The 13,110-nt window shown below is 64.1% G+C and carries 12 protein-coding genes; 7 read left to right on the forward strand and 5 right to left on the reverse strand.

The window, feature by feature from the left end; translation table 11 throughout:
• Positions 1–38 precede the first annotated feature (38 nt).
• A complete protein-coding gene (locus tag D6Z43_RS00945; protein WP_120649851.1) occupies positions 39–695 on the reverse strand; it encodes an isoprenylcysteine carboxylmethyltransferase family protein in 657 nt (218 codons plus the stop codon).
• A gap of 105 nt (positions 696–800) precedes the next feature.
• Here D6Z43_RS00945 and D6Z43_RS00950 point away from each other — a divergent pair, with 105 nt between their 5' ends.
• The gene (locus tag D6Z43_RS00950; RefSeq protein ID WP_120649852.1) at positions 801–1,160 is read left to right on the forward strand and encodes a hypothetical protein; all 360 of its coding nucleotides are present in this window, start codon (positions 801–803) and stop codon (positions 1,158–1,160) included.
• A gap of 134 nt (positions 1,161–1,294) precedes the next feature.
• On the opposite strand, the gene D6Z43_RS00955 is transcribed toward D6Z43_RS00950, so the two are convergent.
• Positions 1,295–2,275, reverse strand: coding sequence for a GlxA family transcriptional regulator (locus D6Z43_RS00955; RefSeq protein WP_120649853.1), 981 nt, complete (start codon positions 2,273–2,275; stop codon positions 1,295–1,297).
• A gap of 105 nt (positions 2,276–2,380) precedes the next feature.
• On the opposite strand from D6Z43_RS00955, the gene D6Z43_RS00960 reads away from it, so the two are divergent.
• Positions 2,381–2,938: a cysteine hydrolase family protein gene (locus D6Z43_RS00960; RefSeq protein WP_120649854.1), complete on the forward strand. Its 558-nt coding sequence runs from the start codon at positions 2,381–2,383 to the stop codon at positions 2,936–2,938.
• 63 nt (positions 2,939–3,001) lie between these two features.
• Here D6Z43_RS00960 and D6Z43_RS00965 read toward each other — a convergent pair whose 3' ends face one another.
• Both D6Z43_RS00965 and D6Z43_RS00970 read right to left on the reverse strand, forming a co-directional pair.
• Positions 3,002–3,604: an NADPH-dependent F420 reductase gene (locus tag D6Z43_RS00965; protein ID WP_120649855.1), complete on the reverse strand. Its 603-nt coding sequence runs from the start codon at positions 3,602–3,604 to the stop codon at positions 3,002–3,004.
• A gap of 18 nt (positions 3,605–3,622) precedes the next feature.
• The gene (locus tag D6Z43_RS00970) at positions 3,623–4,372 is read right to left on the reverse strand and encodes an SDR family NAD(P)-dependent oxidoreductase (RefSeq protein WP_120649856.1); all 750 of its coding nucleotides are present in this window, start codon (positions 4,370–4,372) and stop codon (positions 3,623–3,625) included.
• Positions 4,373–4,488: 116 nt separating this feature from the next.
• Between D6Z43_RS00970 and D6Z43_RS00975 the strand changes: the two genes are divergently transcribed.
• The 5 genes from D6Z43_RS00975 to D6Z43_RS00995 all read left to right on the forward strand — a co-directional run bounded on the left by D6Z43_RS00975 (position 4,489) and on the right by D6Z43_RS00995 (position 8,375).
• Entirely contained in the window at positions 4,489–5,430 is a 942-nt protein-coding gene (locus tag D6Z43_RS00975; RefSeq protein ID WP_120649857.1) for a LysR family transcriptional regulator, read from the forward strand.
• 41 nt (positions 5,431–5,471) lie between these two features.
• Positions 5,472–6,257, forward strand: coding sequence for a histidinol-phosphatase (gene hisN / locus D6Z43_RS00980; protein WP_120649858.1), 786 nt, complete (start codon positions 5,472–5,474; stop codon positions 6,255–6,257).
• 304 nt (positions 6,258–6,561) lie between these two features.
• Entirely contained in the window at positions 6,562–6,771 is a 210-nt protein-coding gene (locus tag D6Z43_RS00985; protein ID WP_077525815.1) for a cold-shock protein, read from the forward strand.
• 200 nt (positions 6,772–6,971) lie between these two features.
• Positions 6,972–7,643 carry a methyltransferase gene (locus D6Z43_RS00990; RefSeq protein WP_256660931.1) on the forward strand — a complete coding sequence of 224 codons (672 nt, stop codon included), beginning with the start codon at positions 6,972–6,974 and terminating at the stop codon, positions 7,641–7,643.
• Positions 7,644–7,748: 105 nt separating this feature from the next.
• Positions 7,749–8,375, forward strand: coding sequence for an isochorismatase family cysteine hydrolase (locus D6Z43_RS00995; protein ID WP_120649860.1), 627 nt, complete (start codon positions 7,749–7,751; stop codon positions 8,373–8,375).
• A 273-nt stretch (positions 8,376–8,648) separates the two neighbouring features.
• Here D6Z43_RS00995 and D6Z43_RS01000 read toward each other — a convergent pair whose 3' ends face one another.
• The gene (locus tag D6Z43_RS01000; RefSeq protein ID WP_120649861.1) at positions 8,649–12,776 is read right to left on the reverse strand and encodes a sulfite reductase subunit alpha; all 4,128 of its coding nucleotides are present in this window, start codon (positions 12,774–12,776) and stop codon (positions 8,649–8,651) included.
• Positions 12,777–13,110 lie beyond the last annotated feature (334 nt).

The raw sequence follows: 13,110 nt of genomic DNA on the forward strand, positions 1-13,110 counted from the left end.
TGCGAGTTCCCACGGTTCGAGTTGCTGGGCCGAACGGTCTAGTAGACCCCGGGAATCAATCGCGAAGTGCGCGCGCAATAGGCTTCGTACTCCTCGCCGAATTCGGTACGCAGCAAGGCTTCTTCCGCGTGGATGCGCGCCAGCAGCGGTGGTAGCGTCAAGGCCACCAGCATCAGGCCGACGCCGGAACGGAAGGCGAGGGCCCAGCCGAGCGACGCGATCATCAGGCCCAGGTAGCTGGGGTGGCGGATCAGCCCGTAGATGCCGTCGGTCACCAGGCGGTGGCCAGGCTGGATCGCCACCAGTCCACTGAAGCGGTTACCCAGCACGAACACCGGCCATATCCGCAGTACGCCACCGGCGGCGAACAGCAAGACGCCCAGCCAGCGGACGCCGTCGCCGCCGAAGGTCCAGACATCGAGCCGATCGGTGTAGGCCGGCAGGAAGGCGCTGAGCAGGCCGATGATGCCGAACACCGGGAGCACCCAGCGGTTGTGCCGGTCTTCCCGCTCGCCGCTACTGAGATTGCCCTCGGAGAAGGGCGCCAGGCCCGCCAGCATGAACAGCACCAGGGTCAGGGCCACCAGCGGCGGGTGCCCGAAGAAGACCGCGAACCCGCCCAGGCCCAGGATGGCCAGGCCCAGATAGGCGAGGATGCCGGCGAGGGTGACGAGCAGCAGGCGGGGCCGGGACATGGCGGAGCACCTCTCCGATCAGCGTCGACAAGGCATTGGACAGCGGGCCGCGAGGCCGGTGCTATAACTGAAAACCTTGGGGGATTCACCGTGGAGGGCATCGTCATGGGATGCCGCGGAATCCTGTTGCTGGTAGTGGTCGCGCCCTGTGTCTGGGGGGCCGGCTATGGCGATTCGTACTACGGGCTGGGACCTTATCTGGGCACGACCTACTACCCCAGCCCCCCGCTGCAACCCTATGTATCGCCACCCCCCAGGCCCTTCGCCGACCTGCCGCCGCAACCCTTCGTCGTGGTCCCCGAATACCACCGGTTTCGCGATGCCCAGCTCCCCCGCGTGAGCACTGAAAAGCCGCAGGTGCTGATTCGCACCTTCGACCCGGAGCTGGGCGTTTATCGAGATGTGGAAGTACGGGACGGGGAGGGGGGGCCGCCAACTTGTGAAGGGGACTACTGCAGCGATTGAAGCGGTTGGGTGCTTGTAGGGGCGATTTCATTCGCCAAGGGGCGCGCAGCGCCCCCGAGTAGTTTGCGGCCGGACCGTCGGCCCGTTTGGCGAATGAATTCGCCCCTACCGGGATCTATTCGACAGGATGACCTTCAGGTTTCCCCCTGGCTCCTGCGTCCGAACCGGCGTCGATAATCCGTGGGCGATAGCCCGACCATCTTGTTGAACACCTTGCGGAACGCCGCCGGGTCCTGGTAGCCGACTTCCCAGGCGATCTGGTCCACGGAGCGGTTGGTCAGTTCCAGCAGCTCGCGGGCTTTGGCCGCGCGAAGTTGCTGGCAGTACTCGGTTGGTCGTAGTCCGGTTGCCTGCTGGAAGCGGCGCAGGAAGGTGCGCTCGCCCAGCCCGGCCTCGGCGGCCATGGCAGGCAGGCTGACCTGGCGCGCGTCGTGGCGTTGAAGCCAGCGCTGCACCTTGAGCACCGCCTCGTCGCCGTGGGTGAGGCGCGGAGTGAAACGGCGAAAGTACTGCTGGGAGTGACGGGTCAGGTCGAGCACCAGGAAGCGCGCTGCTTCCGCGGCGATGGTCGGCCCCAGGAGGCGATCGACCAGGGCCAGACCCAGGTCCGTCCAGGCCATCACGCCCCCGGCGGTGATGATGTCGCCGTCATCCACCACCAGCTTGTCGGCATCCACTTTCACTTCGGGAAATTGCTGCACGAGGTCCTTGGCCAGGCTCCAGTGAGTGGTCAGGACGCGGCCAGCCAGCAGTCCGGTCTGGGCCAGCACGAAGGCTCCGGCGCACACCGAACTCAGGGTGACGCCGTTGGCGTGCTGACCTTTGAGCCAGTCGGCGAAAGGTTGCAGGGTTTCAGTGGGAGGCAGGGCGCCCAGGCAGGGCGGAAGGATCACCACGGTGGGCACGCTCTCGGCGTCCGGATGACTGTCATGGGTGCAGCGGATTTCGCCATTCTCGACGACCGTCCAGTGCTTGACCCGCAGCAACGGCAGATCAGCGTCGGTGTGCTCGGTGGCCATGCGGTTGGCCACGGTGAACAGGTCGGAGAGGCCATGGGCCGCCGCGAGCTGGGCGCCCGGATAGAGCAGGAGGCCGATCTCCAGCATGGTCTTCATTGTCAGTTTTTCCTGCGAATTTGTCGGTCGCGCCGATCCCCAACCCGCGTCCCGAAGTTCATCTTTGGCCCCACGTTTCCACCCCCACAACCTGAGGTGAACATCATGAGCAAACAAGCCGTTATCGTAGTCGACATCCAGAACGATTATTTCCCCGGCGGCCTGTGGACGCTGCATGGCGTCGATGCTGCGGCCGACAATGCTGCGCGGGTCATCGACGGTGCTCGCGGCGCCGGCGACCTGGTGGTGCATATCCGCCATGAGTTCCCGACTCAGGATGCGCCATTCTTCCGTCCTGGCTCCGAGGGCGCGCAGATCCATCAGAAAGTCATCAACACGCCTGACGAGCACGTGGTGCTGAAGAACTTCATCAATTCCTTCCGCGATACCGACCTCAAGGCGGTGCTCGATCGCAATGGCGTGGAGAAGGTCACCATCGTCGGCAACATGAGCCATATGTGCGTCGATGGCATCACCCGCGCCGCAGTCGACTACGGCTACACAGCCACCGTGATCCACGATGCCTGTGCCTCCAGGGATCTGGAATTCAACGGCAAGGTGGTGCCGGCAGAGCAGGTGCACGCCGCGTTCATGGCGGCCCTGGGTTTTGGCTACGCCAAGGTGGTTTCCACTGACGAGTACCTCGCACAGCAGGGTCGGTAACCCTGCCGCGGGTGCGGCTGCCATGTTGCCGGGCCCCAGCAGGGGCCCGGCAACCCGTGATCCTCAGCCGAAGCGCACCAGGTTGAGCGCCGGCAGCGGGCCACCGGGGAATTGCACCAAACGGCCACCGATGGCCAATTGGCCGAGGTCGATGGCGCAGAATCCCAGGCGCTCGATCAAGGCGCCGACTTCGGCCCTGGCACCAGCTTCATCACCAGAATGGAACAGCACGCGACGACCGCCTTCACTGGCCGGATTGCCCGACAGCAAGTGGGGTTGCAGGTGATTGAAGGCCTTCACCACCCGAGCGCCAGGCACCAGGTCGGTGAAAACCTCGCTGGACAGTCGGCCATGCAGATCCACCGGCTTGAACAGTGGTGCTTCGATGGGGTTGTTGGCGTCGATCACGATGCGTCCGGCGAAGTCCGGCAGGCCAGCCAGGGCCGTCGGCAACTTCGACCAGTTCACCGCCACCAGCACGATGTCCTGCGCCGCTGCGTGTTCGCGCGTACCTGCCCTGATGCCCGGGCCGAGTTCGCCGACCAGTTCTGCAAGGGATTGCGGCCCTCGGCTGTTGGCGATCACCGCTTCCACGCCCTGGCGGGCGAGGGCCCTGGCGAAGGCTGAGCCGATTGCGCCGGCACCAATGATTCCGATGCTTTTCATTGTCGCGTTCTCCAGGGTTCAGGCCGTGAAACCGCCATCGGCGATGATGTCGGCACCGGTGACGAACGACGCTTCCGGGCTGGCGAGGAAGGCCACCACATTGGCGATTTCTTCCGGCTTGCCATAGCGGCCGATGGCGATACCGGGTCCGACGATCTGGCTGACCGGGCCCCCGTCGGGGTTCATGTCGGTGTCGGTGGGACCGGGATGCACGGTGTTCACCGTAATGCCCCGTGGACCGAGGTCGCGCACCAGGCTGCGATTGAAACCGGCGATGGCGCCCTTGGTCAGGGTGTAGAGGGAGGCGGTCGGGAAGGCTGCGTAGTGGGTCATGGACGAGCCGATATGCACGATGCGACCACCGGCCGGCATATGGCGCATGGCTTCCTGGGTGGCGACGAATACGCCGGTGACGTTGACGGCCAGCATACGCTCGTAGGTTTCGAAGGCGATCTCGTCGATGGCGCCACCCAGGCCTAGTCCGGCGTTGTTCACCAGGATGTCTAGTCCGCCAAGGGATTCCACTGTTTCGGTAATGGCGGCGCGCACGGCGGCGGGGTTGCCGGCATCGGCCTGGATGGCGACAGCGCGGCCGCCGCTGGTCTGGATAGTGCGCACCACTTCAGCTGCCTTGTCGGGCGAGGCGCTATAGGTGATGGCGACGGCGGCGCCGTCGGCGGCCAGGCGCTTGGCGATAGCGGCGCCAATGGAGCGGGAGCCGCCAGTTACCAGGGCAATCTTGCCAGTGAGGGGAAGGGTAGTGGTCATGCGGGTTGTCTCCGGGGGTGGTGGGTTGGCTCAGGACCTACTATCCCTTCCGGATTCAGCGATGATTAGTGGGTAATGGCTTGAATGATTTTCAAGTATTGATATAAGTTCGGCCCATGGAAACCCTCGCCAACCTGGAATCATTCGTCCGCAGTGCCGAGACCGGCAGCTTCTCGGCCGCGGCGCGCCGCCTGGCCCTGACACCCGCCGCCGTCAGCCGCAACGTTGCCATGCTGGAGCGCAATCTCAGCGTGCGCCTGTTCCAGCGCTCCACTCGCAAACTCACCCTGACCGAAGCCGGAGAACGCTTTCTTGATGCCATCGGCGGCAACCTGGAAGCCCTCCAGGCGGCCATCGCCGCTGTTGGCAATGACCAGGGCGAGCCGGCCGGGGTGCTCAAACTGAGCATGGCGCCGAGCTTCGGAATGACCCACATCCTGCCGTTGCTGCCGGCCTTTCGGGCGCGTTACCCACAGGTACGCCCGGAATGGCATCTGGAAAACCGCCCGGTGGACCTGATCGCCGAAGGCTACGACCTGGCCATCGGCGGCGGTTTCGAACTGGCCCAGGGCGTAGTGGCACGTCCGCTTGCTCCAGCCCACATCATCCCGGTGGCGGCGCCGGCCTATCTTGCGGGCCGCGTGCTGCCCAGCGCACCGGCAGGGTTGCTCGAGTTCGACGGCATTGTCTTGCGCTCCGCGCGTTCCGGGCGGGCGCGACATTGGTCCCTGCGCGATGCCGCCGGCAACGAAACCGCCGCGCCATTGGCCGAGACCATCATGCTCAACGACCCCACCGCCATGCGCGAAGTGGCCCTGTTGGGGCTCGGCGTAGCCATGCTGTCGGTACCCGACGCGTTGCCTTGGCTCGAGCGAGGTGAACTGGTGCGTCTGCTGCCCAACTGGTATGCCGATGCCGGTACCATTTCCCTCTATTACCCCAGCCGCAGCCTGCTGCCGGCCAAGACCCGCGCCTTTATCGATTTTCTCGTCGAACACTTTCAGCGCGAGCGGCTGGACCGGCGCTTCGCCGCAACCCCCGGCGCGCAAACCGCCTGACCTATGCTGAATGCTGCTGAATGGCCCGAAACGGAGTCCCCATGAACGATCAAACCCTTCCCTCCGAGTACCTGGAATTCGCCGAAGAACTGGCTGACGCCGCGGCCCGGGTCACCCTGACGTACTTCCGCCTCCCGCTGGAGGTGGAGAACAAGGAGGCTGAGCGTTTCGACCCCGTGACCCTGGCCGACAAGGGCGCAGAGCGGGCCATGCGTGCGCTGATCGGCGAGCGCTATCCCGGTCACGGTGTCTTGGGCGAGGAAGAAGAGAACATTGCGGGCGAAGAGCCCTGGACCTGGGTGCTGGACCCGGTGGATGGCACTCGCTCGTTCATCAGTGGCATTCCGCTCTGGGGCACGTTGATCGCCCTCAACGACGGCACCCGCCCAGCGCTGGGCATGATGGATCAGCCCTTCACCCGCGAGCGCTTTGTCGGTGACGGCAGCAGTGCATCGCTCAACGGCCGGCCCATCCAGACCCGCGCCTGCGGCAAGCTGGCCGATGCGACGCTGATGGTCACCAGCCCCGAGCATTTCCAGCAGTCGCCGTACCGCGATGTGTTCGAAAAGCTTTCGAGCGAGGTACGCCTGGTGCGCTACAGCGGTGACTGCTACGCCTATTGCATGCTGGCTCTGGGGCTGGTGGACGTGGTCCTCGATCCTGGACTCAAGCCTTATGACATTCAGGCGCTGATGCCGATCATCCAGGGCGCCGGTGGAGTGGTTTCCCGCTGGGATGGTGGCGACGCGCAGGACGGTGGCGACGTCATCGCCTGCGGCGATTCGCGCCTGCATGCGCAGATCCTGGAGCTGATGCAGTCGCTGTGATGGCTGGGCGAGGGCGGGGAACCGGCGATTCGAAGAATCGCGCCTGCGGGCATTTCTGTGTTTGCCGCCTAAGCGTATGAATGCCAAGCGTATTCAGCCGGTCGAATTATTCGACGGAAAATAAACCTGTACTTCCTGGCTGAACCGCGTATAGTCCTGCCCACTGCACTGCAATTGTCTCTGCGATACTTGGCTCGATGTTCTGATTGAAGTTATTTCATCTCCTCGATTCGTTACAGCTTTAGCACTTCAGTAATTCCTGATTAATTATCAGGGTAGTTTCTTTTTATCCTGGAGATATGAAATGTCCAATCGTCAATCCGGCACCGTCAAGTGGTTCAACGATGAAAAAGGCTTCGGCTTCATCACCCCGGCAGAAGGCGCTGATCTGTTCGTTCACTACCGTTCGATCGAAAGCTCCGGCTTCAAGAGCCTCAGCGAAGGCCAGCAAGTGACTTTCGAAGTCGTACGTGGCCAGAAAGGCCTGCAAGCGGACAAAGTTCAGGTAGTCTGATACTTTTCCGTTCAAAGAGCCCCGCTATCGCGGGGCTTTTTTATTTATATCTCCCGAATATTTCAAATGGCTCTGCTGGCTTATATCGCTGGCGGGCGTTCTTTTGTCATTCATCGCCTCCATGAATCATTGATAGTTGCAAGAAAACTATTTGGTTCTGCGCTTCTGGCGGCATCACTCACTGTATTGGAGAGTTCTGCATGCCGGGCTATCAAGTCAGATTTCAGGATATATCAGTAGGGGATATGGACTTTCATATCCGCTCATTGCTCGACCATCAGCAGTATCACGATCCGGAACTCGAGGCGGAAAACCTCGGAATATCCCCCGAAAGTTGGCCATTGTTCGGTCAGGTCTGGCCGTCCGGACAGGTCCTGGCGCACACCATGCTGACGATGGAGTTGCAGGGTAAGCGCATCCTTGAAGTGGGCGCCGGCCTGGCCTTGGCCAGCCTTGTCGTACACCGGCGGGGCGGCAACGTTACGGCCAGTGACTACCACCCGTTGATCCCCGACTTTCTGGCGGAAAACCTGCGCCTGAACGATCTCGGGCCGATCAATTACCAGGTCGCCAAATGGTCCGACGTCAATGATGACCTGGGGCTGTTCGACATGATCATCGGCAGCGATGTCATTTACGAGCGTGAACAGCCGGCGTTGCTCGCCGACTTCATCGACCGACATTCGGCGGATCTGGTGGATGTCTACATCGTCGATCCCAATCGCCCGAACCGCTCGAAGTTCTGCCGGGAAATGGCCGAACTCGAATACGCGTCGCAGATCACCTGCATGAATCGCGTGATGAACAACGGCGAAGCCTATAAAGGTTCGCTGCTGCACTTCCAGCGCGATGACTCCCGCTTCAATCAATGAGGGGTTGCAGGGTCGTGGGCTGAACCGCCTTCGGCAGTCGCGGAGCGATTCAGCCAGGGCGCTCTACACTGGCACAGGTTATCGACTGCACTGAAGGGCGGCGTCATGACCTACCTACGTGAAAGCACCGGCCTGTTGCTGGTGGACCCATACAACGATTTCCTCAGCGAAGGCGGCAAACTCAACGGCCTGGCCAAACCAGTGGCCGATGCCGTGGGTACCCTGGATAACCTGCGTCGGGTCGTGGCTGCGGCGCGCAAGGCGGGCATCCAGGTGTTCTACGTTCCCCATCACCGGGCACGCCCCGACGACCTCAAGGGCTGGACGCATCCCAGCCCGTACCAACTCGGCGCCGCCCGCGCCCAGGTGTTCGCTGCGGGTACCTGGGGTGGTGAATGGCACCCGGACTTCCAGCCCCTTGACGGTGACGTGCTAGTGCATGAGCACTGGGGGGGCAGCGGTTTCGCCAATACCGACCTGGACTTCCAGCTCAAGCAACACGGCGTGCAGCAGGTGATCCTGGTGGGCATGCTGGCCAATACCTGCATCGAATCCACCGGACGCTTTGCCGCGGAGCTGGGCTACCACGTGACCCTGGTGACGGACGCGACGGCGGCGTTTTCAACGGAAGCCATGCACGCGGCCCATGAGCTGAACGGGCCGACCTATGCCCATGCGATCCTCAATACCGAGGAAGTGCTGGCGGCCCTCGCTCCCAACCCCTCTTCCTGAAGAGAAGAGGGGCTGACCGTGTTGGCTGGACCTTTCTGTGGGGGCGATTTCAATCGCGAAAGGAACTGGCATCGAGCTGACCCGAGACTGCCCTCACCTCAGCCCGATCGCTTCGCGCTCAGGGCGTGGTCAGGAGTAATCCGCGCTGGTGATTCGACATGCGCCGATTAGCAGGATGAACTCGGCTTTTCTGTAGGAGCGAGCTTGCTCGCGAAAGATCGCGCTCGGACTGTTCGCGAGCAAGCTCGCTCCTACCTACCTACCTACCTGCCCTCAATACACATCCCGCACATAGCGCTTGTCCCGCGCCATGGCGCTGACATAGGCCTCGGCCTGAGCGGCGTCCATGCCGCCATGTTCGCGCACCACCGCCTTCAGCGCGGCGTCCACGTCCCTGGCCATGCGGCTGGCATCGCCACAGACATAGAAGTGCGCACCATCCTCCAGCCAGCGCCAGAGTTCGGCTCCCTGTTCCAGCATGCGCTGCTGCACGTACACCTTTTCCGCCTGGTCACGGGAGAAGGCGGTGTCCAGGCGATGCAGGTGGCCGCTGGCCTGCCAGGCGTGCAGTTCATCGCGGTAGTAGAAGTCGGTCGATTCGCGTTGTTCGCCGAAGAACAGCCAGTTGCGGCCCTTGGCGCCGGAGGCTTCGCGTTCCTGCAGGAAGGCGCGGAAGGGAGCGATGCCGGTACCGGGACCGACCATGATCATCGGCCGTTGCGGGTCTGACGGCACGCGGAAGTGGGCGGATTTCTGGATGAAGACCGGTACGTCGGCCTGGTCGGCGCGATCGGCAAGGAAGGCCGAGCACACCCCGTCACGGTCACGCTCTTCACACCGGTAGCGCACGGTGGACACGGTCAGGTGAACTTCGTCCGGCGTGGCCAGTGGACTGGAGGCGATGGAATAGAGGCGCGGTTGCAGGCGCTTGAGAAAGCCCAGAAGTTCCTCCGCGCTGGCGCGGATCGGGAAGGCGCGCAGCAGGTCGGCCAGTTGCCTGCCCCAGAGCCACTGGTCCAGTTCCGACTTGTTCGCCGGTTCCAGCAGGCGTCGCAGTTCCGCACTGGCGGAGCGCTCGGCAATGAAGCGCAGCAGGTCGGGCGTGGGCCGGGCGATTTCGAAGTGCCGACCCAGGGCGTGCGCCAGCAGCATGCGGCCCTGGTCCTTCACCTCCACTTCCTGGCCGCCGTCCAGCTCCAGGGACGCCAGGACTTCCGTCACCAGCGACGGGCAGTTGCTGGGCCACACGCCCAGCGCATCGCCCGCCTGATAGCGCAGGCCGCTGCCCTTGAGGTCGAGGACGATCTGACGGGTTTCCTTGCCGGAGCCCGGCGAGTTCAGCACCGGGTTGCGCAGCAGGCGGCTGGCCAGCGGGCGTTGGCGGCTGTAGATGGGAGCGTCCGCATCCTCGGCAGGGCCTCCTACGGTCTCCATAACCGGTTGCTCGACCGTGGCTCCGGCCAGTGCCCCGAGGACGTTGGCCAGCCAGGCAAGGGCCGGTTCCTCGTACTCCGGTTCGCAGTCCACACGCGGCGCCATGCGGCGGGCACCGAGTGCTTCGAGGCGCGCGTCGAGCTTGCGGCCGAAGCCGCAGAACTGGTCGTAGTTGGAGTCGCCCATGGCAAGTACGGCGAAGTCCAGGCCGGCAAGCGAGGGCGCGTTATCCGCGTTCAGTGCGCTCCAGAGCGAGGCACCGTTGTCGGACGGATCGCCATCGCCGAAGGTGCTGGCGATCACCAGGGCGGTACCGGCGCTGGCCAGTTCGGCGAGCTGGATGTCGTCCATCGAGCGCACCGTCGCTGCGCGACCGTCAGCCTTGAGCCGTTCCGCACAGACAGCGGCGAAGCTCTCGGCATTACCGGTTTGCGAACACCAGAGCACCAGCAAGGGTTTCTCTGCGATGGCGGCGGGCGCCGATTGGGCCGCGGGTGCGTCCCAGCTGCGGGAGAACAGCCCGGCGAGGATGCCATCCAGCAGCAGGCGGGTATCCGCCGCCAGTGGCGCGCTGGCCGGCAGTGTGGGCACGCCACCTTGCTTGCGGCTCTCGTCGCTGCGCAGGCCGAGCAGATAGCCCTGCAGATAGCGCTGCTCGGTGGGCGCCAGGCAGAGGTCGGCGCTGGCCTCGAGGTTGAGTAGACGGGCGAAGGCGTTGATCGGCATGTCGGCGAGTTCCTCCGAAAAACCGGCAGCGTCGCTGGCCGCGACCGGTTCGACTTCCACCAAAGGGATGAGCTGGGGGCTGGTCGGAGCGACCGGCGCGAGGGCGACGGCGCTGTACTTGAACTCCGGCTGCAGCGAAATGGGGTCGATGGCGTCGCTGGTCACCGCGTTGATCGCCAGGTCCTCGCCGTAGCGGTCGTTCCAGTGGAAGGGCGCGAAGCAGTTGCCCGGTTGCACGCGGTCGGTGATTACCGCCGGCAGCACGGCGCGACCACGGCGCGAGCGCACCTCCACCTGGCCCTTGTCGACGATGCCGAGACGGCTGGCATCGCTCGGGTGAATTTCCAGGAAGGCGCCAGGGTTGAGCTTGTTCAGGGTGGTCACCTTGCCGGTCTTGGTCAGGGTGTGCCACTGGTGCTGCACACGGCCGGTGTTGAGCACCAGCGGGAAGGTATCGTCGGGCAGGTCCGCCGGTTCCATGTGCGGGCGGGCGAAGAACATACCCTTGCCATGCTCGGTGGCGAAGGCAATGGCCGGGCGGCTGCCGTCGGCGTTCAGCTTGAGCGCTTGGCTGACACCGTCATTGCGGTAGCGAATGGGATTGCGGGCGTTGGCTTCGCTGCCGGGCGGGCAGGGCCATTGCAGCGGGCCCTGGCGCAGCAGGTCGAAGCTGGCGCCGCGAATGTCGTAACCGGTCTTCGGGTTCCAGGCCTGTTTGATCTCTTCGAACACCTCGGCGGCACTGGCGTAGGTGAAGGCATCGGCAAATCCCATCGCACAGGCGACGCGGGCGATGATCTGCCAGTCCGGCAGGCTGTCGCCCGGGGCGTCCACGGCCTTGCGTGTGAGCGTGAGATTGCGCTCGGAGTTGATCATCACGCCTTCCGCCTCGGCCCACAGGGCACCGGGCAGGAGGATATCGGCATAGCGGTTGGTCTCGGTGTCGAGGAAAGCGTCCTGGGTGATCACCAGCTCGGCGGCTTGCAGCCCCTCGATGGCCAGGCGGCGATTCGGCACGGTGGCCACCGGGTTGGTGCAGATGACCCAGCAGGCCTTGATGTCCCCGGTACTCATGGCTTCGAACATGGCGACGGTGCCGTTACCGCCGTCCTGGCGCAGGTGTCCGCGCGGAAGTCGCCACAGGTCTTCGATGAACGCGCGATCGTCATCCACCAGCAGCGAGCGCTGGCCGGGCAGGCCGGGGCCCATGTAGCCCATTTCACGTCCGCCCATGGCGTTGGGCTGGCCGGTGATAGAGAAGGGGCCGCTGCCTGGACGGCAGATGGCGCCGGTGGCCAGGTGCAGGTTGCACAGGGCATTGGTGTTCCAGGTGCCATGGGTGCTCTGGTTGAGGCCCATGGTCCAGCAGCTCATCCACTCCGGCGCATCGCCGATCCACTGGGCGGCCTTGTGGACATCCGCCTCAGGCAAGCCGGTGATAGCGGCCACTCGCTCCGGCGAGTAGTCCTCGAGGAAGGCCGGCATGGCTTCCCAGCCCTTGGTGTGGGTGGCGATGAAGTCAGGATTGGTATGGCCGTTTCGATGCAGCAGGTGCAGCAGGCCGTTAAGCAGGGCGAGGTCGGTGCCGGGCTTGATCGGCAGGTAAAGGCTGGCCTTGTCGGCGGTGGCGGTACGGCGCGGGTCGACCACGATCAACTTCGCACCGGCCTTGACCCTGTCCATCATGCGCAGGAACAGGATCGGGTGGCAGTCGGCCATGTTGGCGCCGGTTACCAGGAACAGGTCGGCCTTGTCGAAGTCCTGGTAGGAGCCGGGGGGGCCGTCCGAGCCCAGGGAAAGCTTGTAGCCGCTGCCGGCGCTGGCCATGCACAGCCGCGAGTTGGACTCGATGTGGCGGGTGCGGATGAAACCCTTGGCCAGTTTGTTGGCCAGGTACTGCGCCTCAAGCGACATCTGCCCGGATACATAAAAGGAGATGGCGTCCGGGCCGTGGGTATCGAGCAGGGCGCGCAGGCGCCGGGCGGTGTCGTCGATGGCCTGGTCGATGCCGGTGCGCACCGGGTCGCGGCAGCGCTCGTGTCGCAGGTAGGCATGCTCCATGCGGCCGGAGTCGGTGAGCGGCTGGGCGCAGGTGTTGCCCTTGGTGCAGAGGCGGCCGAAATTGCTCGGGTGGTCCTTGTCCCCCGCCACCTTGATCACGCGGTCGTCAGCGACTTCCATGACGATGCCGCAGCCGACGCCGCAATAGGGACACACGCTTCGTACTGTCTTGTTCGCCATATCCGTTACCTGGAGCGCAAACGAAAAAGCGCCATGCCACCCTCCGTCGGAACGGGGGAGACACGGCGCCTTTGTCGTGGGGTAGGGCAATCGGCATTGATTGCCCTGGCGGCCTTATCGCAAGGCACATGCCAAGTTCTGTTCAACGGCCTCCAAGGCATAGTGGGACGGACCTTGTGGTCATTTTTCGAGGGTAATCAGCTTGGGGATGTCCGGCTTCAGGATGGGGCGCAAGGTGCGTTATCGCACTGTTTTGGTTCTCGGTCGGGCCTTCATGGAGGGGAGGCCTGAATTCAGCCGGCCGGACTTCGGGTAACCCCGCAGGCCCCGTCAC

The sequence above is a fragment of the Pseudomonas sp. DY-1 genome, from assembly GCF_003626975.1.
GTDB lineage: Bacteria > Pseudomonadota > Gammaproteobacteria > Pseudomonadales > Pseudomonadaceae > Metapseudomonas.

What these genes read in the sequence shown, in the direction of transcription:
- D6Z43_RS00945 (WP_120649851.1), bottom strand. Translation starts at nt 695, where the DNA reads ATGTCCCGGCCCCGCCTGCTGCTCGTCACCCTCGCCGGCATCCTCGCC.
- D6Z43_RS00950 (WP_120649852.1), top strand. Translation starts at nt 801, where the DNA reads ATGGGATGCCGCGGAATCCTGTTGCTGGTAGTGGTCGCGCCCTGTGTC.
- D6Z43_RS00955 (WP_120649853.1), bottom strand. Translation starts at nt 2,275, where the DNA reads ATGAAGACCATGCTGGAGATCGGCCTCCTGCTCTATCCGGGCGCCCAG.
- D6Z43_RS00960 (WP_120649854.1), top strand. Translation starts at nt 2,381, where the DNA reads ATGAGCAAACAAGCCGTTATCGTAGTCGACATCCAGAACGATTATTTC.
- D6Z43_RS00965 (WP_120649855.1), bottom strand. Translation starts at nt 3,604, where the DNA reads ATGAAAAGCATCGGAATCATTGGTGCCGGCGCAATCGGCTCAGCCTTC.
- D6Z43_RS00970 (WP_120649856.1), bottom strand. Translation starts at nt 4,372, where the DNA reads ATGACCACTACCCTTCCCCTCACTGGCAAGATTGCCCTGGTAACTGGC.
- D6Z43_RS00975 (WP_120649857.1), top strand. Translation starts at nt 4,489, where the DNA reads ATGGAAACCCTCGCCAACCTGGAATCATTCGTCCGCAGTGCCGAGACC.
- hisN (WP_120649858.1), top strand. Translation starts at nt 5,472, where the DNA reads ATGAACGATCAAACCCTTCCCTCCGAGTACCTGGAATTCGCCGAAGAA.
- D6Z43_RS00985 (WP_077525815.1), top strand. Translation starts at nt 6,562, where the DNA reads ATGTCCAATCGTCAATCCGGCACCGTCAAGTGGTTCAACGATGAAAAA.
- D6Z43_RS00990 (WP_256660931.1), top strand. Translation starts at nt 6,972, where the DNA reads ATGCCGGGCTATCAAGTCAGATTTCAGGATATATCAGTAGGGGATATG.
- D6Z43_RS00995 (WP_120649860.1), top strand. Translation starts at nt 7,749, where the DNA reads ATGACCTACCTACGTGAAAGCACCGGCCTGTTGCTGGTGGACCCATAC.
- D6Z43_RS01000 (WP_120649861.1), bottom strand. Translation starts at nt 12,776, where the DNA reads ATGGCGAACAAGACAGTACGAAGCGTGTGTCCCTATTGCGGCGTCGGC.